Origin of the sequence: Mesorhizobium sp. L103C119B0 (assembly GCF_000502235.1) — a bacterium.
In the GTDB taxonomy this organism is placed as follows: Bacteria; Pseudomonadota; Alphaproteobacteria; order Rhizobiales; family Rhizobiaceae; genus Mesorhizobium.
Map to the genome: position 1 here is coordinate 246,402 of NZ_AYXE01000001.1, position 20,615 is coordinate 267,016.

13 protein-coding genes are annotated in these 20,615 nt (G+C 63.1%); 10 read left to right on the forward strand and 3 right to left on the reverse strand.

Annotated elements, in window-relative coordinates:
• The first annotated feature begins 2 nt into the window (after positions 1–2).
• Both X728_RS1000000167595 and X728_RS164955 read left to right on the forward strand, forming a co-directional pair.
• On the forward strand, positions 3–1,088 hold the full coding sequence (locus tag X728_RS1000000167595) for a DUF4150 domain-containing protein (protein ID WP_023830358.1): 1,086 nt from the start codon (positions 3–5) through the stop codon (positions 1,086–1,088).
• Positions 1,089–1,094: 6 nt separating this feature from the next.
• A complete protein-coding gene (locus X728_RS164955) occupies positions 1,095–1,970 on the forward strand; it encodes a hypothetical protein (RefSeq protein ID WP_023823520.1) in 876 nt (291 codons plus the stop codon).
• A 45-nt stretch (positions 1,971–2,015) separates the two neighbouring features.
• On the opposite strand, the gene X728_RS164950 is transcribed toward X728_RS164955, so the two are convergent.
• Genes X728_RS164950 through tssI form a run of 3 tightly spaced genes read right to left on the reverse strand, consistent with a single transcriptional unit; the run spans position 2,016 to position 5,852 of the window.
• Positions 2,016–3,044, reverse strand: coding sequence for a hypothetical protein (locus X728_RS164950; RefSeq protein WP_155923912.1), 1,029 nt, complete (start codon positions 3,042–3,044; stop codon positions 2,016–2,018).
• Positions 3,045–3,085: 41 nt separating this feature from the next.
• Positions 3,086–3,511, reverse strand: coding sequence for a DUF6484 domain-containing protein (locus X728_RS164945; RefSeq protein WP_023823522.1), 426 nt, complete (start codon positions 3,509–3,511; stop codon positions 3,086–3,088).
• A gap of 7 nt (positions 3,512–3,518) precedes the next feature.
• A complete protein-coding gene (gene tssI, locus X728_RS164940; RefSeq protein WP_023830360.1) occupies positions 3,519–5,852 on the reverse strand; it encodes a type VI secretion system tip protein TssI/VgrG in 2,334 nt (777 codons plus the stop codon).
• Between the two features lie 271 nt (positions 5,853–6,123).
• Between tssI and tagH the strand changes: the two genes are divergently transcribed.
• The 8 genes from tagH (at position 6,124) to X728_RS164900 (ending at position 20,551) form a co-directional block, all read left to right on the forward strand.
• The gene (tagH, locus tag X728_RS164935; protein ID WP_023692193.1) at positions 6,124–7,146 is read left to right on the forward strand and encodes a type VI secretion system-associated FHA domain protein TagH; all 1,023 of its coding nucleotides are present in this window, start codon (positions 6,124–6,126) and stop codon (positions 7,144–7,146) included.
• Positions 7,147–7,396: 250 nt separating this feature from the next.
• Positions 7,397–8,923: a type VI secretion system protein TssL, long form gene (tssL, locus tag X728_RS164930; protein WP_023830361.1), complete on the forward strand. Its 1,527-nt coding sequence runs from the start codon at positions 7,397–7,399 to the stop codon at positions 8,921–8,923.
• Entirely contained in the window at positions 8,920–12,441 is a 3,522-nt protein-coding gene (gene tssM / locus X728_RS164925) for a type VI secretion system membrane subunit TssM (protein ID WP_023830362.1), read from the forward strand. The genes tssL and tssM overlap by 4 nt, the downstream gene beginning before the upstream one ends.
• Before the next feature lie 157 nt (positions 12,442–12,598).
• The gene (locus X728_RS164920; protein ID WP_023687014.1) at positions 12,599–13,357 is read left to right on the forward strand and encodes a protein phosphatase 2C domain-containing protein; all 759 of its coding nucleotides are present in this window, start codon (positions 12,599–12,601) and stop codon (positions 13,355–13,357) included.
• Positions 13,354–15,807 (forward strand): serine/threonine-protein kinase, encoded by a 2,454-nt coding sequence (locus tag X728_RS164915; protein ID WP_023830363.1) that lies wholly within the window; start codon positions 13,354–13,356, stop codon positions 15,805–15,807. Before X728_RS164920 ends, X728_RS164915 begins: the two co-directional genes overlap by 4 nt.
• Positions 15,808–15,818: 11 nt before the next feature.
• The gene (locus X728_RS164910) at positions 15,819–16,280 is read left to right on the forward strand and encodes a DUF1036 domain-containing protein (RefSeq protein ID WP_023667922.1); all 462 of its coding nucleotides are present in this window, start codon (positions 15,819–15,821) and stop codon (positions 16,278–16,280) included.
• Complete coding sequence (locus X728_RS164905; protein WP_023830364.1) at positions 16,277–18,673, forward strand: M23 family metallopeptidase; 2,397 nt, start codon at positions 16,277–16,279, stop codon at positions 18,671–18,673. Before X728_RS164910 ends, X728_RS164905 begins: the two co-directional genes overlap by 4 nt.
• A gap of 264 nt (positions 18,674–18,937) precedes the next feature.
• On the forward strand, positions 18,938–20,551 hold the full coding sequence (locus tag X728_RS164900; protein WP_245261815.1) for a caspase family protein: 1,614 nt from the start codon (positions 18,938–18,940) through the stop codon (positions 20,549–20,551).
• Positions 20,552–20,615: the final 64 nt, after the last annotated feature.

Below are 20,615 nucleotides of genomic sequence, written 5' to 3' on the forward strand. Positions count from 1 at the left end.
CGATGACAAAGGACGTCTTCGCCGAGAAGTGGGAAATCGCCGGCAAGAACGGCATGAACAAGTCATTGGCGCGCTTTCCCGACGTGTGTCTGTCACCGCCTTCGCCGCCAGCCGGGCCTATCCCGGTTCCTTATCCTGACACGTCGTTTTCGAAAGACCTCCAAGAAGGGTCCGAGACGGTCAATATCGGCGGCAAACCCGCCGCGCTCGCCCAAAAGTCCTATTACAAATCGTCGCCTTTGGGCAACGAGGCGGCCACCCGGAGCTTTGGCGCGTCTGTCGTCACCCACCAAATCACCGGCAAGACCTACTTCCAAGCCTGGGCGATGACGGTGAAGTTCGAGGGCAAGAACGTTTGCCGGCATATCGACATAACAACAAGCAATCACGCCTCGCAGATCGGCGCAACGCCACCGGCGCCTACGAATGAAACCCAGGACATGAAACAGGCCAAGGCGGCCATCCAAGCCGGCAAATGTCCCTGTTGCGGCAACCCTTTGCATAAGTGGCAGATGGACCCCAAGACCAAGAGACCGTATCGGGTGATGACGGCGGGCGCCTTCTGGCGAAAGCAGATCAGCTTGATCAAAGTGCCGGACAAGCAGGCCGAGAAAGATACACTAACTGAGACCCTCGAGCGGATGAACAGAAGAAAGACCAGGCAGCGCAAGAAAAGAAAGGACGGCCAGCCGAGTTGCCCAAATGTCCAGACGAAGGAGAACCAGGGCTGCGCACTCCATTTCGACATACCTCAGCATCGCGATAAGATTACGCGACATCGTCCGACCGTGAAGCGACCACTTGGTCCAACAGCGGCCCAGGCAGCGGGCGACGCCTTCAGCTCGAAGAAGAAGAGCGCGGTTCTGAGTATCTGGAGCAAGATGAACCCGACGAATCCGATTCCCGCTGCTTATCCCCCTCCAAACAAGCCACCACCTAGCAAACTAAACCACAAGACGCCGCGCATGGCAGGTGGTTGCAACGATCAAGGAAACGTCGTTCCCCAGCACTACATGAACACCAAGGCGTGCAACGATATCGAAGATGACCAGAGCCAACTGGAAAAGGTCGCGAGCCTAATTTATTGAGTAGACATGGAACACTATCCAAAGATTGCCAACACCGCATTCGAGGAACTCAGCTATGGGTTTCATCCCAAATCGTTCGACCTCTATGCGTTGGACCTAGCCCGCCTCGAAACGAGCACACGCGCATGGGAGCGGATAGCAGCGGTTCTGCTAGGATGCACGCGCGGAAACTTTTCAAGGCTTCCGGAACTCGGCCCGTTGATGCGAGACAATCCGCTTTACCTACTTTGGCATGCGATCGCCAACATTTCCGGTTATGCCGGCACACTTCAGTCGGTGCGGCAGACTTTCGATCATATCGAGGACAAAAGCGGAGACAATTTCCTCTATTTCCTGGCAATTGCACTGGGAGCTACATCCAACCTCTCTGCGGTCGACTACCTTATGGAAGCGCACAAACGAGCTGGGGACATCGAGCCGCTAAGACAGATCGAGCAGGAAATATCCTTCCTTCTTGAAGCCGAGGATGGCCCATTGATGGCGGGTTCCATGGAGGAAGTCTTGACGGATGAGGGCTGGGTCGAGAGAGCTAACCGCGAGAGATATTTCGACCAAGTGAAGCAGGCGCGCGATGCGGTGCTAGAGCGCGTAGGCTCCAAGGATATTCCGATCTATGGAGGCGAGGCGATCGACATCGCCAAGATTGCGAAGCGCATGTATCGCAACTTGAAACAGGACGAGGAGCGGGAGCAAAGGCTGGCACGGGAAGCGACGCTGTTCGAGGCTACCACAGGCATCAATTGCTCGAAAATGTTCGATAGAAACGGCAACTTGAAATCGTTGCAGGCTGCCGGAATCCTCGAGACATTTTTCGACAGCGATGAGATCGGGGGCTTCAAGGCGGGGCAGAGATATTTTTTCGGTCACCCGATTGGGATCTGAGCAGTTCCACGCGTGTGCGGAGAGATCGCTGCTGCAAGGTTGGCCCTATCCGAAAAATCCACTCGCCTTGGCCCACTCCATGACTTTGTCAGCCAGCGGGATTTTTTGCTCGCCATATTCGAAGCGGTGGACAAATTCCAAACCGGCTTCGGCTGGGTCAATGGTGAACAAATCATCTTCTTGCGCAGCGTCGGGGAAGAGCTCCAGAAAAGCCGCACCCGCTGCGGCGGCCATCGCGGGTTCGCGCATGCGATCGACGAGCCAGTTGAGTTGGGTCTTGTCGTTGAGCATCCCAACTGCGCGGACAGCCGCCGGGTTCGCGGCGCGCATCAGACCTCCCAGCCAGGATCGGACTTCCCTCGACTGCGTTGTCTTGATCAAAGTACGCAGCGCGGTGAGTGCGTTAGCGTCGTCTGATGCGGCTACGGCCTCAAGATCGGGCCTAACCCGCTCCCCAAATCCAAGCTCTGCGAGTGCGACACCGGCCCAGAAGCGTACCTGGGCATCGCGATCATCGAGCAGCGCCGCGACAACCTGGACAAGCTCGATATGTCGAAGTCTCGCCGTGAGCCTAAGACCGATACACCGCGTCTCTGCGCCAGAGTCCTTTAGCAAACGCAAAAGCGTTCTGCCGGGGTCCATCTTGTGCACGTCGATCGCGTGAGCGGCAAGTTGCCGCTTAACGGGATCCTCGTGCGACACCCACTGTCTGACCCACCTCGCGATCTTGTCCGCTCGATGGATTTCCAACGCGCCAACAAAGCCGTAGGCTGCGTTCCTTTCAGCGCGGAAGAATTCAATCGACTCGTTCAGGCTTTTTTCGTCTTCCAGCTCAATTGCCAGCCATGCACACGTGAAAAGTTCGCCTTTGTCGGGAAAATCGGCCCATTGTTCGATGGCAAATGGCCAAGCCGCCGCGCCGGCGATCCGCAGCGCGTCTAGATGCACCTCAAGCCGGTCGCCAAAGCTCTTTGCCACCTGAACGTCCGGCGGGTCTGCATTCAGCAGCGTATCTCTTTGCGCCCAAAGGAATGCCACCAATTCGACATGCTGACGGAGCACGTCATCAGCCACCCTGTTGGGCCGCGCCTGCGTTGTGACCTGTGGCCCAGTCATCAGTTCAGATTCACGGAGCCACCGCGGATATTGTTCGCACCGCTAGCATGGCTCACGATGTATTTTCCGCGAAGCGAGATATGTCCATCACTGTCAAGTATGAGACTGGACTTTCCGCAGCGAAGTTCGATCCTCTTCGAGGCCTTCAGTCGGACATATTCACCATCGCTGATAACGCGCTGGGCCGCGCGCTTGCGGGCTGGTTCGATGATCGGTCCCATGATGAGCGGACGTCTCGGGTCGCCGTCCTGAAACAGCAACGCCACTTCTGATCCTATCATAGCCTGATTGAGCTCAACCAGGCTTCTGGCCCTCAGCGCCACATCCTCGGGATTGCCGGGAAATACAACCAGCGGACCCTGATCGTCGAAACCAAGGAACAGCCCGATGACCACCCCATAGATACGCTCGACAACTTTGCTCATCGCGACCTCAATTCTCGTTGATCTTCGAGCCCTTCAGGATGATGTCACCCGAGGCCTTGGCGTTGATCTTACCAGATGCCTTCAAGAAAATGTCCTTTCCCTCCACAACGATCGTGCCATCCTTTTTCATGACAACCTTCGAACTTCCGCATGTTAGGGTGATGTCGTCCGCCGCTTCGATCGACAGGCTTTTGCCAGACTTTGTAACCGAGTCTTCCTTGATGTCGGTAAGGCTACCCTTTGCAATCTTGAGCATGAACCCGCCACCAACTTCAGTGGAGTCATTCGACGTGATTTTGGCTATGCGCGAAGCGCCTACATCGGTGGCCTGTGACGCGGCGATCGCGACGGTCTGGCCAGCACCGATGCTGATGCTCTGATCGGCGCCGATGGTCCAGGTATCGCTCGTGCCTATGTTGTGCGTCTGGCTGATGCCCACGGTCATTGAGCGTGTCGCGCCGATGGTATTGGTCTGCACCGCACCCACGGTTCGGGTCTCGGAGGCCCCAACGGTATCGACCCGCGCCGCGCCAACAGTCACCGTCTGCACGATCGCGACGGTCTGGGTGTGGTTGGCGCCGATCGTCTCGGTCGAGTTCGAGCCGATGTTGATCGTCTCATCGACCCCCACCGTCAGTGAGCGGTTCTTGCCCACCGTCTCGGTGTCGTTCGACCCGATATTGGTGGTCTGGTCGACGCCGACCTTGACCGTCTTGTTGTTGCCGACGTCCTCGTCGAGGTTGTGGCCGACGGAGTGCTTGGCGTCGTGGTCGATGCGGTCGGACTGGTCGTGCTGGACCAGCTTCTGGCGATCATTCTTGATCAGAAGGTGGTGGTCCTTCTGCGCCTGGAAGTTGACCAGCTCCGAGCCGGCCTTGTCCTCGAACATCAGTTCGTTGTAGCCGCCACCGCCCTTCGACGAGTTGGACTTCCAGCCGGACTGCGTGGCGTTGCCAGGCAGTCCGTAGGGCGGCATCTGCGAGGCGTTGTAGACCCGGCCGGTGATGATCGGCAGGTCCGGATTGCCTTCGATGAAATCGACGATCACTTCCTGGCCGATGCGCGGGATCTGGATGAAGCCCCAGCCGCTGCCGGCCCAGGTCTGCGACACCCGCACGAAGCAGGAGCTCTTCTGGTCCTTCTTGCCGAGGCGGTCCCAGTGGAACTGCACCTTCACCCTGGCATATTTGTCGGTGAATATCTCCTCGCCGGACGGACCGACCACGGTCGCCGTCTGCGGGCCGCGCATGATCGGCCTTGGCGTGATGCGCGGCGGCCGATAAGCAACTGAGGTCGGCGCCACACCGAGCACCACCTTGAAATTCTCGCCATCGGTGTCGACGCCGGCGCGATAGCCCGGATCGAACAGCCGGTACTCGGCGCTGATCACCAGATACTCCTTGTTCTGGTCGTCGCGCGGAAAGCCGTCGAGCTTGAAGGTGCAGCCGGAGAACAGGCCGCGCACCGTGCCGACGGCGGCAATGCGCAGGTGTGGCGCCTGGATTTCTTCGCGCCTGATCGCCGCCAGGCTGTCGCCGCGCCCGACTTCCAGATGCGCGCCGGGGTGGCGATAGTTCTCGCCCGCGGCCTGCTTGTGGCCGAAGGGCTGCGCCGACTTCGCCATCAAATCGGCGGCGGGTTTTTCGAAGTCATAATCGGTGTGGGCATAGGCGCCGGGGCGCACCGCGCTGCCTGGAATCCAGTCGGTGATGTATTCGACGTCGCGGCGCGAGCCCTGCCCTTCGAACTGATATAGCACCGTCTCATAGCCCGGCGCCGGCTTGAGCTTGCTCATGGCGTCGGCCAGGATCAGTGTGTGCTCACCCTCGGCATGCTCGAAGAAGTACATTATGCCTTCATGCTCGAGCAACCGCTGCACGAAATCGAGGTCGCTCTCGTCGTACTGCACGCAATATTCGCGCGGCGGATAGGAGCCTTGCAAGCGCTTCTCGAACTTGGCGATGCCGCCATATTTGGAGAAAATCTCCTCCACGATCTCGACGGCGGTCTTGTCCTGGAAAATGCGGCAGTCGGTGGTATTGCCGAGGAACCACAGCCACGGCCTGACGACCGCCTCATAGTGAGCCAGCCGATCTTCGATGCGGGTAAGGCGAAACTCGGCGATGAGGCCGCTGAACCAGCGCTTGGGGTCGGCCTCGCCTTCGATCGAAACGGCGCCGCCCAGCATCTTCAGCGGGTCGATATCGGCATTGGTCGAAACAAATCCAACGGTGTAGGCAAGGCAGCGGCTGATCTCGTCGCGGCCGACGAGATGCGTGAAAGTCAACAGTTCGGCGCCGACCGGCGTCTGCACAAGCGCGGCGCGTTGTTCACTCGGCATGGGTCGTGCCCCTCCTGAGCGCTAGTGTGGCAGGTTCGAAGCCCTTCTTGTGTTAACGACCTCACGTTCAGGGATATTTCGCAACTTGCCACCCAAGCCATGTTGAGCCTACCACATGTTCTATGGCAGACCAAAGAGGACAAGCGGCAGGCCGTTGCTGTTTGCGCCGCTTTCGCCAGTGTGAAACGCCGCTCTCCCGCTGTGCCCGCAAGCTGCTAGACTGTGGCACATCGGATCAATGGAAACGGCAGCGGTCGACGGTCCATAGCGCATGTTCATCAGTCTGCAGATCAGCAATGTCGATGTCCTGCCTGCCGGGCTGCCGCCCGGCTACGCATCGCGCGACCGCGGCTTCGAGATCGGGCGGGAGAACTGCGCCTGGACCTTGCCCGATCCGGACAAGTTCATCTCCGGCCGACATTGCGAAATCCGCTACGAAGGCGGCGCCTTTTTTCTCCACGACGTCTCGCGCAACGGCACATTCGTCAACGGGTCGAGCCAGCGCCTGACCGGCCCGCATCGGTTGGCGCAAGGTGACCGGCTCCGGATCGGCCGCTATATCGTCTCGGTGTCGATCGATGACGGGAACCCAGCCTTCGGTGGCCATGGTTCGACGCAACGGCAGATGCCCGTTGCCGGATCCTTTCCAGACCATGTCGCATCGCCACGGTCACCGACCGCGCCACCCGCTTCGGTCTCCAGCCGGCCGCAGCAAGCCGACGAGATCCTGCGCGCGATTGCCGCCGGCGCCGGCATTCCGCCAGAGGTGCTTTTGCTGCGCCAACCGCAGGAGGTAGCCGGCGAGATCGGCGCGGTGCTGCGCATCGTCGTCGACGAGCTGGTGTTGCTGTTGAAGGCGCGCGCCGCTGCAAAAGTCCTGGCCAAGACCAGCGACCGGACCATGATCAATTCCGCCGACAACAATCCGCTGAAGTTCGTGCCCGGGACAGACGAAATCCTCGACATCATGTTCGCGCGGCGCAGGGCCGGCTATCTCGATGCCAGGCACAGCATCGAAGACGCTTTCCACGACCTCAAAACACATGAATTCGCCACCTTCGCCGCCATGCAGGCAGCGCTGTCGCGGTTGCTTGACGATCTGTCGCCCGAGGCGATTGCGAAAAAACTGCCGCCATCCTCCTTTGCCTCGAAGAAGACGCGCGCCTGGGACGCGCTGGTCGCGACCTGGCGGGCCAAGGAGGAAGCGCACGAGAACGGCATGCTGGACATATTCCTCACCTATTTCAGTGAAGCCTATGCCAAGGCCGCCAAACAGAAGACCGGCAAGGGCTAAGCCCGCGCACCGCTGAAGACACCGTGAAGGCGACCCGAGCACGGGCCGGCCACCAAAATTGCGCCGGGTTTCCATCGCAACCTTCTGAGACTACGATCACATACGACGATTGAGCACGCGGGTACGGTTGGTCGACCTCGGGGGTCTGCGGCACATGTCATGTCACGGCGAGATAGCGTCCTGCGGTCCGCGTTTGCGCGGACATGGCGCTGTGCGTCGCGGCGCGCGGGCGTAGAGGCAGGGATCGGCGATGAGCTCGAAGGATGATCCTTTCGATCCGACCGGCAAAACCGTCATCCGCCCCAGCCGCCCCAATCCCGGCCGCAAGCAAAAGACGGTTCTCGCCCGCGATGCGCCGGCCCCCGGCAGTACGGTGATCGCCCCTGCCAGCGTCCCGGAACCCACGGTTTTCGATCCCAACGCCGGCCGCCAGCCGCCGTCCGACGTCACGGGGACGGTGATCTATCAGGGAACGCCCTTCGCCAACGCGCCGGCCGATCCGCCCGTTCACGGCTCAGCCGGGACGGCGGGGAAAACGCCATGGGATGCGCTGCTCGGCGCCAGCGATGCCGTCGATTATGGCGCGGCCAACCCGATCGTCGCTGCCGCGGCGCCCTTGCTGATACTGCTTGGGCATCTGCGGCTGATGGCTGTCGAAAGACCGGCCGAGCCGCTGGCGCAGCATGTCGCCGGCCTGATCGAGGATTTCGACCGCAAGATCGCCAGGACCGATACCTCGGAAGAGGATGCGCGCATCGCCAGCTATGTGCTTTGCGAAACCGCCGACGATATCGTCGCCAATCTGCCCGGTTCCAGCCGGGATGCGTGGGCGCAGCACGCCATGCTGCAGCGCTTCTTCCAGGTCAAACCCACCGGCGCCGGTTTTTTCCAGGCGCTGAACACGGTGCTGGCGACGCCGGAACCTCATCGCAATCTCATCGAGCTGATGCATGTCTGCCTGTCGCTTGGCTTCGAAGGCCAGTATCGCGGCCAGCCGCGCGAGAGCCTCGAACGGGTCCGCCGCGACGTCTACGAGACATCAGCCTATTTCCGCGTCCTCGGTGACGACGACATCTCGCCGCGCTGGCAAGGCTTGTCGGTCACATCGGCGCAAGGCTCCAGGCGGGTTCCGCTCTGGGCCATAGCCGCTGCAACCGCGGCAGTTTTGACCGCAGCCTTTTTCACGCTGCGCGTGCTCATCACCCATAATGGCGAGGCTGTTGCCGGCGAGTTGCTGGCGCTCAATCCGGCGACGCCGGTCACCATCGAGCGCACCGGTTTCGTGCCGCTGACCGAGGAGGTGAAAGTCGTCGCAGCGCCAACGACGATTGCGCAGGTCGATCGCATCCGCACTGCCTTGGCCAAGGAGATCGAAGGCGGCGGCGTCAGCGTCGGCACTAAGGGTGATTTCATCATCGTGGAAATCAGCAACGCCCTGCTGTTCCAGTCGGGACGAGCCGAGGTCAAGCCGGAGTTCGAGCCGGTGGCCGCCAGCATCGCGGCGGCTCTCGACGCGGAGCGCGGGCCGATCCGGATCGTCGGCCACACCGACAACGTCAAACCGAAGAAGACCAGCGCCTTCAAATCGAATTTCGACCTCTCCGTCGCACGTGCCCAGTCGGTGGAAAAGATGATCGCAGCGCATTTCAGCGATCCGTCGCGGACAAAGGTCGAGGGCAAGGGCGAGGACGAGCCCATCGCCGACAATGCAACGCCGGAGGGCCGCGCCAAAAACCGCCGTGTCGATGTAATGATCCCGCGGGAGGAGATGCTGTGACCGGCTGGCTGCTGCGCATCTTCAGCGCGCTCGCGCTCGCCGGCTTTGCCGCCGCGGTCTGGTACGCCGGCCCGTTAATCCGCTTTGCCGGCGCCCGGCCGTTGGATCCCATCTGGCTGCGGGCAGCGATCATCGGCATCGTCGTCGGAACGGTGGCGATCATCTATGCAATCCGGTTCTGGCGCAGGCGCAAGGCGCAGAAGGCGCTGGAGGCTGCCATGGCCAGCGCCGAGGATGACGGCAGCGATGCAAAGGTGCTGGAAGCTCGCATGAATGAAGCGGTCGCGACGCTCAGGCAATCGAGCGGCAAGCGCAACTTCCTCTACGACGTGCCCTGGTACATCGTCATCGGCCCGCCGGGCGCCGGCAAGACCACCGCGCTGGTCAATTCCGGCCTGAACTTTCCGCTTGCCGGGTCGGGCCAGGCGCAGCCGGTGGCGGGTGTTGGCGGTACGCGCAATTGCGACTGGTGGTTCACCGACGAGGCGGTGCTGATCGACACGGCCGGGCGCTACACGACGCAGGATTCCCATGCACGGACCGACAGCAAAAGCTGGCTGGCGTTCCTGTCGCTGCTCAAGCGGCACCGGACGCGTCAGCCGATCAATGGCGTCATCCTGGCGATCAGCCTTGCCGATCTGATGGCGGACGGCGAGCAGGCGGCCCGTGTCGCCGAGATCCGCAGCCGCCTGCAGGAAATCCACGAAGTCCTGAAGGTCCGCTTTCCCGTCTATGTGCTGTTCACCAAGGCCGACCTGGTCTCCGGATTCATGGAATATTTCGGCGGTTTCGACGAAGCACGCCGGCGCAAGGTGTGGGGCGCGACCTTCCAGACCGCCGAGCGCGGCCTGAACATGGTCGCGGAAGCGCCAGCCGAATTCGACGCGCTGGTGAAGCGCCTGACCGAAGAGATGAGCGAGCGGCTGCAGGCGGAGACCGATCCGGTCGCGCGCATCGCCATTTTCGGCTTCGCCGCGCAGCTCGGCGCGCTGAAAGGCCGGATCGTGCATTTCCTCGAGGGCGTTTTCGAGCCGACGCGCAAGCAGCTGAACGCCCCCCTGCGCGGCCTGTATTTTTCTTCCGGCACGCAGGAAGGCACGCCGATCGACCAGTTGCTGGGCAGCATAGGCCGCAGTTTCGGCAGGAATGCCCAGGCGCATCTTTCCGGCACCGGCAAAAGCTTCTTCCTGCACGATCTGTTGAGCCGCGTCATTTTCGCCGAGTCCGGCTGGGTGTCCTATGACAGGGCGGCCGACAGGCGCGTTGCGATCGCCCGCTACGCCGGCCTGACAGCGATCGCGGCCATAGCGATCGCCGCGCTTGGCGTTCTCGGCCTGAGCTTTACGACCAACAAATCGCTGGTCGCCGCGACCGGCCAGGCGGCAGGCCAATACCGCGCGACAGCCGCGCCGCTGCTGGCCAGCACGACGGTGTTGGATGCCGACCTCGAAACCGTCATCGGCGCGCTCGATGCGCTGCGCGGCCTGCCGGCCGGCTACGATACGAGAGACCAGCCCACCCCGGCCACGGCGACGTTCGGCCTCAGCCAGCGTGAGCGTATCCTTTCGGCTTCCGAGACTGCCTACCGGCAAGGGCTGGAGCGCATGTTCCGCTCGCGCCTGCTGTTCCAGCTCGAACGCACGATCGAGGCCAGGATGGCCGATCCGATGGCGCTGTACGAGCCGCTGAAGATTTACCTGATGCTAGGCGGCAAGGCGCCGAAAGTAGATGACGAGCTGGTCGTCACCTGGCTGAAGCGGGACTGGGAACAGAACCGCTATCCCGGCGCCCACAATCGCGACGGCCGGGCGCAACTGGAGAAGCATTTGCGCGCCATGCTGGCGCTCGACGATGACCAGGATCCCTCGTTCGAACTCAACCGCGGGCTGGTCGAATCCGCCCAGCGCTCGCTCGGCCGCATGAGCCTTGCCGATCGCGCCACCGCGCTCATCCAGTCGGCCACCTATGCGGCGGCGCTGGACGATTTTTCGGTGTCATCGCAAGCCGGCGCGGAGGCGCCGATGCTGTTCGAGCGCAATGACGGAAACGATCTCGCCGGCCTTCGCGTCCCCGGTCTCTACACCCATGCCGGCTTCGACTTCTATCTGGCGCAACTTGCCAGGAGCGCGCAGGCGCTGGTCGACGATCAATGGGTGATCGGCTCGAGCGGCGAGCAAGGCGGTTTCGACCAGGAATTGCTCAAGCTCGGCCCGGAGCTGCTCGATCGCTATGGCAAGGGCTTTGCGGCGGCGTGGAACGAGGTGCTCGACAGGTTGAAGTTCAAGGCAATGGCCGCCGACAAACCGCAATATCTGGCGCTGTCCGCAGCGGGATCACCGAGTTCGCCGCTGATGCAGCTGTTCGAGGCGATCGCGCGCGAAACAGCTTTGACGCAAGAGCGCAATCCGGTTGCGCCGTCTCAAGACAGCGGCCAGGAAATCGCGGCACGCGCCAAGGGCCTCGCCCGCATCGGCATCGAGCTTGCGGCGCGCAAATCGCAGAGCAGGGCCGGGACCGCCTTTGTCAGTACGCAGAACCAGGATCCCGGCGCCAACATCGAAGCCCAGTTCCGGTCTTTCCAGGCTTTGGTGGCCGGGGCGCCGGGGCAGCGGCCGCTCGACGCCCTCACCCAGAATTTCCGCGAAATCTATCAGAGCGTGCGGCTGGCCGCCGATGTCCCCGCCCAGACGGACCAGGCCAACGCCAATCTGCAGCTGCAGATCTCGACGTTGCGCGCCAATGCTTCGCGGCTGCCGAAGGCGCTGGCCAGGATGGTGAGCGCGGCGGCGGACGATTTCGAGGGCACCGTCGCCGAAACATCGACCACGCATCTCAACGAGATGCTGGAGGAGACCGTCGGCCGTCCGTGCGAAGAGATGATTGCCGGGCGCTTTCCATTCGCCCCCGCCGGTACCGACGATGTCGCCATGGCGGATTTTGCCAGATTGTTTTCTCCAGGCGGGGTTCTCGACCGGTTCTTCGCGCAGAACCTGGCGTCGCTGGTCGACATGAGCGGCCAGGACTGGGACTGGAAGCAGGACACCAGGTTCGGCCGCAATCTGGCGAAATCGACGCTGAAGAACTTTCAGCTCGCGGCACAAATCCGCGCGGCTTTCTTTCCGCTCGGCGGGCCGGTGCCGTCGATCAACATCACCTTCACGCCGCTGTCGCTGCATGGCGATGCCGACATGGCGCTGCTCAATATCGACGGCCAGGTGCTGCAGGCCACCCAGGCCGGCAACACGCCGGGCCTGATTCCGTGGCCGGGCAAGACCGGTTCGGCCAGTCTCAGCCTGACGCCGGAGCTGCCCGGCCGCGAGTCCGCAATCAAGTTCGACGGTCCCTGGGCGTTGAAACGATTGCTGGACAAGGGGCAGGTCACCGCCAATGGCGACAGTCTCGAAGCGCATTTCCTCATCGGCGGGCGCGATGTCGCCTACACGATCAAGACCGGGGAGGACGGTAATCCGTTCACGCTGCCGGCGCTCTCCGCGTTCAGCTGTCCGAAGGCTTTCTGATGGGGAATTGCATGGCAGGACCAGCGATTGCAGGACGCAGAGACAGCGGCGGCACCACACGGTCCGTCATCAGCGGCTTAGATTTCGATACTCTAATGAATGGGGCTGTGGCAGACTGGCCAGGCACGTCAGCCAAGGCGTTGCGGAGCGTAGGCAAGTGAACGATGCCGCCTTTGAGAGCTACGGCGTGAGCCACAAGGGCTGCGTGCGCGACCACAATGAGGACAGCTTTCTGGTCGAGCCGCAGATCGGCCTCTGGGTGGTGGCCGACGGCATGGGCGGGCACGAGGCCGGAGAAGTCGCTTCGGCAAGCATTGTCGAGCATCTGGCGACGATCGGCATCGCCAGTTCGGCGCCGGATCTGCGCGCCCGCTTTGAGGATCGGCTGAACCGGGCGCATGCCGAGATTCGCCGGATTTCGCGCTCACGCGGCGTGACCATCGGCTCCACCGTTGCCGCACTGCTGGCCATGGACGGCAGGTTCGCCTGCCTGTGGTCGGGCGACAGCCGCGTCTATCTCGTGCGCAACGCCGCGATCTCGCAGATTTCGCGCGACCACACCGAGGTGCAGGAACTGCTCGACAGCGGCGCGATCAGCGCAGCCGAAGCGGAGAACTGGCCGCGCCGCAACGTCATCACCCGCGCCATCGGCGTCAACGACGAAATCGCCATCGACTTCCAGCAGGGAGAGACCCTTGCCGGCGACATCTTCATCCTCAGCACGGACGGGCTGACGGCGCATGTCAGTGACGCGGAAATTGCGGCAGCAGTGCTCTCGGCAGCGCCGCAGGCTGCCTGCGAAAAGCTGCTTTCCATGGTGCTTGAGCGCGGCGGCACCGACAACGTCACCATCGTTCTGGTCAAGATCAGAGACAAAGGCAATGGCCTGTCCCGAGCAGGAGGCCACGACCGATGAGCTCCGACGACAAGACCCGGCTATTGCCCAACATGGCGGATACCAGCGTCGGCACGCAGCTCAGCGGCATCTACGAGCTCGACGAACGCATCGCGTCGGGCGGCATGGGCGAAGTCTATCGCGGCCACAACATCCAGACCGGCGATCATGTCGCGATCAAGATCGTGCTGCCGGAATTCGCCCGCGATCAGACGATCCTGTCGCTGTTTCGCAAGGAAGCCTCGATCCTCAACCATCTGTCGCATGACGCGGTCGTGCGCTACCACGTCTTCACCATAGATCCCGGCATCGGGCGGCCCTATCTGGCGATGGAATTCGTCGACGGCCAGTCGCTGTACGACGTCATGCGCGGCGGGGCGATGGCGACTCCGGATGTGCGCAAACTGTGCCACCGGCTGGCCTCGGGCCTGAGCGCCGTGCACCAGGCCGGCGCCATCCACCGCGATCTGTCGCCCGACAACATCATCCTGCCGGGCGGCCGGGTCGAGCGGGCAAAGATCATCGATTTCGGCATTGCGCGATCGGCCGCGGTCGGTGGCGAGACGCTGATCGGCGGCAAGTTTGCCGGAAAATACAATTACGTCTCCCCCGAGCAGCTCGGGCTCTATGGCGGCGAGGTCAGCGAACAGTCCGACATCTACAGCCTGGGGCTGGTGCTGGCGGCGGCGCTGCGCGGCAAGCCGATCGATATGGGCGGCTCGCAATACGAGATCGTCGAAAAACGGCGGACCGTCCCTGATCTCTCCGGCATCGATGCCGATTTCAGGGACATCGTCGAAGCGATGCTGCAGCCTGACCCGGATGATCGACCGGCCAGCATGGCCGAAATCGCCCGGTTGACGCGCGACGACAGCGACGCGACCTTGCCGCCGGCATCGCTCGCGCCCCGGCCCGGTCTGCCGCGAACCGGGCAGACCGCAGGGCCTGTCTCCAAGATCGGGGACTCGCCGGCCCAAGGCTTCGGTTCGGCCCCGCCAAGCGGCACGGCGGAGCCGTCTTTCGTGCCGCACGTGCGCCCGGCGCACCTGTCGCAGCCGAAACCGGCTGCTGAAACTCCCAAGCGAGCAAGCACACCGCCGAAGCGTGCTACTACAGGCAGAAATCTGACGATCGCGGTGCTGGCGGCGGTGGTCATGGTATCGCTTGGAGGGCTCTATGCATCGGGTATCGTGGGATTCGGAGACCGGCCTCGCCTCACCGACCCCGGCAAGCCGCTCCAACCCGAACTGACAAAGCCGATCGTCGCTGACAAGCCCGTTCCGGACACTGCGCCGGTCGAGAAGACGGTGCCAAAGACGCAACCAGCGGAGACTGCGGCTGAAGATCAGGCCAAAGCGCCGGTCGAGCCGCAGCCGACGCCACCAGTCGCGTCGAGCGCTACGGCCCCGCTGCCGGCCGCACCAATCGACAAGACCGTCGCGCTGCAACCGCCATCCGGCCCGTCACAGTCCGATGCCGCGAAGAACCCCGAGCCTGTCAGTCCGCCGGTAGAGCCCAAGGCGACAGCGCCGGCCACGCAAACACCTGAACCAACGACCCAGGCACCCACGCCCACAGCACCGGCGCCGCAACCCACCGCTCAACCGCCCGAGCCCAAGGCGCAGGCGCCTGAACCGACCGCGCAGGCGCCCAAGCCGGACACGCAGGCGCCCAAGCCGGACACGCAGGCCCCCAAGCCGGACACGCAGGCGCCTGAAACGACCGCAGAGCCCAACCCAAGCCGGCCCAATATCGCCAGCGGCGAGCAGGCCGACAAGTCCGCAGAGCCCGACATTGCCATGAACGTGCCCAAGCCGGAGGTGCCGCCACCGGCCGATGCGGCCGCGGAGCGGGTCACCTGGGTACGCGCCTTCAATGGTGGTGACTGTTTTTTTGCGACGGTGACGTCGGCCGCCGACAAGGGTGTCGCGATCGAGGGCTTCGGCACGTCGGTGCCACCCTTCGAACAGTTGCTTGGGGAATTCCAGGCGAAGTTCCATGTCGAGCCGGATATCAGCGTCCGCCTTATCCAGCCCCCGCAATGCGGGATCACCGGCTTCCTGCGTTTCATGGGCGCGAGCACGGCCGACAGGCCGCAGCTTGTCCTCGACCAGACATCGGTGCCGGACGGCTCGCCGATCGACGGCACGCTGGTGACGCATGGCGGGCTGGTGTCGAGCGTGTTCCTGATCGACCACAGGGGCATCGCCTTCAACCTCGACGACCATGTTGTCGTACAAGCCGACAAGGCGACCTTCTCGATCCCGATCGGGCTCGGCGCCGCCGACAAGGCGGCTGGCAAGGCGTTGCCGCAGATCATCATGGTGATCACCGGGCCGCAGGACATTAAGGCGGCGGACTTCACAACGCCGACGCCGGCCTCGGTGCTGTTGCCCAGGATACTCGACGAGATCGGCGCCAGGAGTTCGGCATTTTCGGCGACCGCCAAATATTTCCGCCTCGGCGGCTAGCACCGACGCCGATGCAACGTCGTCGCCGAGATCCCGTCCTGCTTGCCCGGAACGTGCGGGTGAAGCTCGCCGCGAGCGCGGTCGCGACGCTGTTGCTGGCGCTTCTTTCCACCGGGCAAGCGCGCGCCGAATTCACCGTCTGCAACCAGACGCTCGACGTCGTCAATCTTGCCGTCGGCCAGAAGGTCGACGATGCCGACCAGACCGATGGCTGGTGGACCATCGGCGCCAATCAATGCGTCAACGTCATACGCGAGGAGCTGACCAACCGCTACATCTACATCTACGCGACGGATGTGTTCGGCCACGCCATTCTGGCAGGCTCCACCGACATGTGCATCGAGCGGCGGCGGTTCTCGATCCGCGGCATCGATGAATGCTGGCAGCGCGGCCATATCGCGGCGAAGTTTCTCGAAGTCGACACCCAGGAACAGGTGCGCTGGACCTTCTTCCTGACCGGAAGCGCGCCGTGACGCACAGCATCGACACCAGCTTCAAGGCAAAGAAGCAGGCGCGCGCCGCGCTGCGCAGGCGCAGGATCTGGATCGGGCTGGCGGCTGGCCTGGCGACAATCGTCCTCGCCGCGATTGCCACCGGCTTTTATCTTACCGCCGACTACTGGTCGTTCGGCGACGAAGACGAGGAACTGCACGCCGTCGAAGGCTCGGACGACGTGCCGGCCGACGCATCGGTCTATGTGCCGGCCATCATCGACCTTGCCGGCGACCCGATGTGGATCACACTGGCGCCGGAGGCGGGCGCTGCCAAGAGCCGCGGGATGCCGCGCCCGACGGAGCTCGACCAGGCCGGCATCTCCCCTCAGATCATGGTTCTCTCCGACGTGATGCTGAGCGCCAGCGAAAAATTCATGACGACGATCCCCTCGACGCAAGAGGATTTCGCCTTCTTTCAGGCGCAGCGGAAGACCGCGGTCGCGCCACCCGCCGAGCCCAACGATCCGCAGAATGACCTGCAGAACGATCTTCAACCATCGCCCGGCACGGACGGGGCTCCGGCGGCCTCCGGCCCAGCTCCTGACCCGCAGGTCGCTCCGGGTGCATCGGCGGCGGCCGATGACCCCGAGGCCGGCTGGGGCGAGACCATCGATGAGGGCGAAGCAGCACTCCCCGCCTTTCAGAAGACAGCGGTCGAAAACAACACCAGCGTTGCCACCGTCAGCTCGGAATACCAGCGCTTCGAGGCGACCCAGGACATTTTCGTGAAAATCCTCAACGACCGCAGCCTGGACAGCGTGGCGCTCGATGCGCATTTTTCCGCCGACGACGCAAAGCTTGCCGGCGAGGCGCTGAAGGCGCTGTTCGACAAGGACGGCCTGCAGCCTGGTTATGTCGTGGCGATGCGCGGCTTCAGGCCGACGCGCGAGACCACGACGATGTCGCTGATGCAGGTTTCGATCTACGCCAGGAACGTCTTTGTCGGCACGCTGACACGCAACGCGGTGGGCGCCTTCGTGTCGGGCGTCGACCCGTGGGTGCGCGAGGACCTGTTCAATTATTCGGGCGCCGAGACCGAAGGCACGCAGAAACGGCAATACCGCCTGCTCGACGCGATCTACTCGACGGCGGCCCGCAACAATGTGCCGAGCGGCATCATCGGCGAAGCCATTATGTATCTGTCGCGCGGACAGGATCTGGATGCTTTCGCCAGCGAGGACCAGCGCCTTGTGCTGATCTATTCGCAGACGCCGCGCGGCAAGAACGAGACCGACGGACGGGTGCTCTATGTCGGTATCCAAGGCACGCAAAAGAGCTTGGATTGTTTCGTTTTCCAGCAGGGCGACGGCCAGTTTTCCTGCGTCTCGGGCGATGACCAGGTGCGCTCGCTGACGGTGGCCAACGGCATGGTGACGCCGGTCAACGGTGTCATGACGTCGACCTTCGGGCCGCGCAAGCATCCGATCCTGGGCGTTGTTCGCATCCACAAGGGCGTCGACTGGGCAGCACCCGTGGGGACCCCGATCGCAGCAGCCTTCGACGGCGAGATCATCTTCCAGGGCGACGGCGGCGGCTACGGCAATGTGGTCAAGATCGCCCATGGCGGCGGCCGCGAGACGCGCTACGCGCATATGTCGAAATTCGCCATTGCCAGCGGTGTCGGCACCAAGGTGAAGGCCGGCGACATTATCGGCTATATCGGCACCACCGGCCTGTCGACCGGGCCACATTTGCATTTCGAACTCTATCAGAGCGGTCAGGCGATCGATCCGCTCGGAACAGTGACCGCTGCAATCGCCGTCACTTCCAGCGATCCCGCCGTCGAAACGCTGACCGACCGTATCGTCCACGTCGAATCGGGCGGTAGCGCGCGGGCCAAGAACCCGCTGTCTTCGGCGACAGGCGCCGGCCAGTTCATATCCAAGACCTGGATCCGGATGATGAACACCTATCGTCCCGAACTGGCGCGCTCGCTGTCGACCGCAGACCTGCTCGCTTTGCGCTACGACGCCACCATCTCGCGTGAGATGGTGCGCAATCTGGCGCGCGAGGGCGAAGCCTATCTCAAGGCGCGTGGCCACCAGATCACCGCCGGCCGGCTCTATCTCTGCCATTTCCTCGGTATGGAAGGCGCCCATCAGGTGCTGGCGTCGCCGGGATCGGCGCAGTTGAGCGCCGTGCTCGGCTCGTCCGTTATCCAGGCCAACCCGTTTCTTGCCGGCAAGACCGCCAGCTACGTCGTCGACTGGGCGGAACGGAAGATGGGCCGCAAATTGCCGACGCCCGCCACCACCGATGCGGGCCAGCAGACGACGACGGAAGTCCGCCAGACATCGCCGGAGTTCGAAAAATACAAGCAGGCGATAACGGCACTGGTCGGCTCGATCCAAAATACTCTTGAGCCGGGCTAGAGCTGGCAGTTCGCCCCGGCTTTCGCCAAGCCGATTGTTCTGAGGCCGGCGAATGGTATGTTTGCGGATATTTGGGAAGGTTTTTGGGTCCTTGTGAACCAAAACTGTGGCTGGGATCACATACCCCCAACAGCCATTTTGGCAGAAGCGATACAGTCGCTGGTGAAATTTAGCATGCGCAGCCATCAATAACGCGCCCCATTGGGGCGGAGGGCCGATCCCATGAAAGCGTTTGCCGTCCTTTTGAGCGGATTTTTTCTGTTAATGCTGACCGCGCTTGGCACCGTCCAGGCGGCGGCGCCGGATGCCGGTGGCGTCAAACGCGTCGCGCTGGTCATCGGCAACAGCAAATACGTCCATGCCGTCGAATTGCCCAATCCGGCCAATGACGCGCATCTCATCGCATCGACGCTGCGCAATGCCGGCTTCGAGGTGATCGAGGGCGTCGACCAGGACAATGCCGGCATGCACAGCCTGATCAGCAAATTCACCGAGCAGTCCTACGATGCCGACCTCGCCGTCATTTTCTATGCCGGCCACGGCATGCAGGTCGACGGCAAGAACTTTTTGATCCCGGTCGACGCCGAACTGACGTCACCTGCCTATCTCAAGACCCGCACCGTCCAGATCGACGACTTCATGGCCGCATTGCCACCCGACCCGGCGGTCGGCGTCATCATCCTCGATGCCTGCCGCGACAATCCGCTGGCACGCACACTGGCGGCCGCGATGCCGAAGACCCGCTCCACCGCGCTGGGCACCGGCCTGGCGCCGATCGACCCTAAATCAGAGGGCGTCGGCACCGGCGGCATCCTGATTGCCTATGCCACCGACCCGGGCGCCATCGCCTTTGACGGCAACGGCGTCGACAGCCCCTACTCGACCGCGCTCGCCAGGCACCTGACCGAACCCGGCGTCGAGATCCAGAGTGCGCTGACGCGGGTGCGCGGCGAAGTGGCCGAGACCACGCAAGGCCGCCAGCGGCCATGGCACAACGCATCGCTGGGCCGCGAGGTCTTCCTTGGCAAACCGGCCGCCCAAGCCGCGCCGATGGTAAAACCGGCCGCCGATGACGCGAACGCCGCGGCAGCGCCCGCCCCTGCTCTCGTCACCAGCGAACCGCCTCCGTGGGAAGTCGAGCAGCGGCTTTGGGACGAGGCCTCGAAGCGCAACACCGCGCCATTCTACGAAGCCTATCTCGAACAGTTCCCGAATGGCCGCTTCGCCACGGTGGCGCGGCTCAACATCGATGCGCTGAACGATCCGAAAGCCCAGGAACGGCAGGTGGCAGCGCTCGATGCCGACGAAGCGAACTCGGGTTCTGCCGTGCGCACCTCGGTCGGCATTTCGGACGACATGAAGAAGGTGCTGGGCACCGAGGCGACGGAGAACGCGATCGGTCTCGATCGCCAGGGCCGCATCGACCTGCAATTGCGGGTCGAGGCGCTGGGCAACGAGCTTGGCCGCGTTGACGGCAATATTGGCGCCAAGACCCGGCAAGCGATCGGCGACTGGCAAGAGGGGAACGGGCTGCCTCCGACCACCTTCCTGACGCGCGAGCAACTGGCGTTCCTGGTTATCCAGACGGACCCGATGATGGAGGCCGTTCGTGCCAAGCACGAGGCCGACCAGGCCGGAGTGGACAAGCAGAAGAAACAGGTGGTGCAGAAGGCCCGCACGCTGAAGCCGGTGGCGGAAAAGCCACGCAAGAAGCAGTACGCCCAGAAGCCGCGCCGGCAACAGCAGTTCGTGCAGAAAAGGCGCAACCGCGAGGTCGTGCGCGAGGATGAACCGCCGCCGCGGGACAACAATGATTTCCTGACCAAGGCGCTGATCTTCGGCACCGGCGTAGCGGTCGGCGGCGTGCTCAAGAACTGATCGATCATGTCAAACAATAAAAGCGCCGCGTGTCCGTTGGACGCGCGGCGTTGTGTTTGACGAC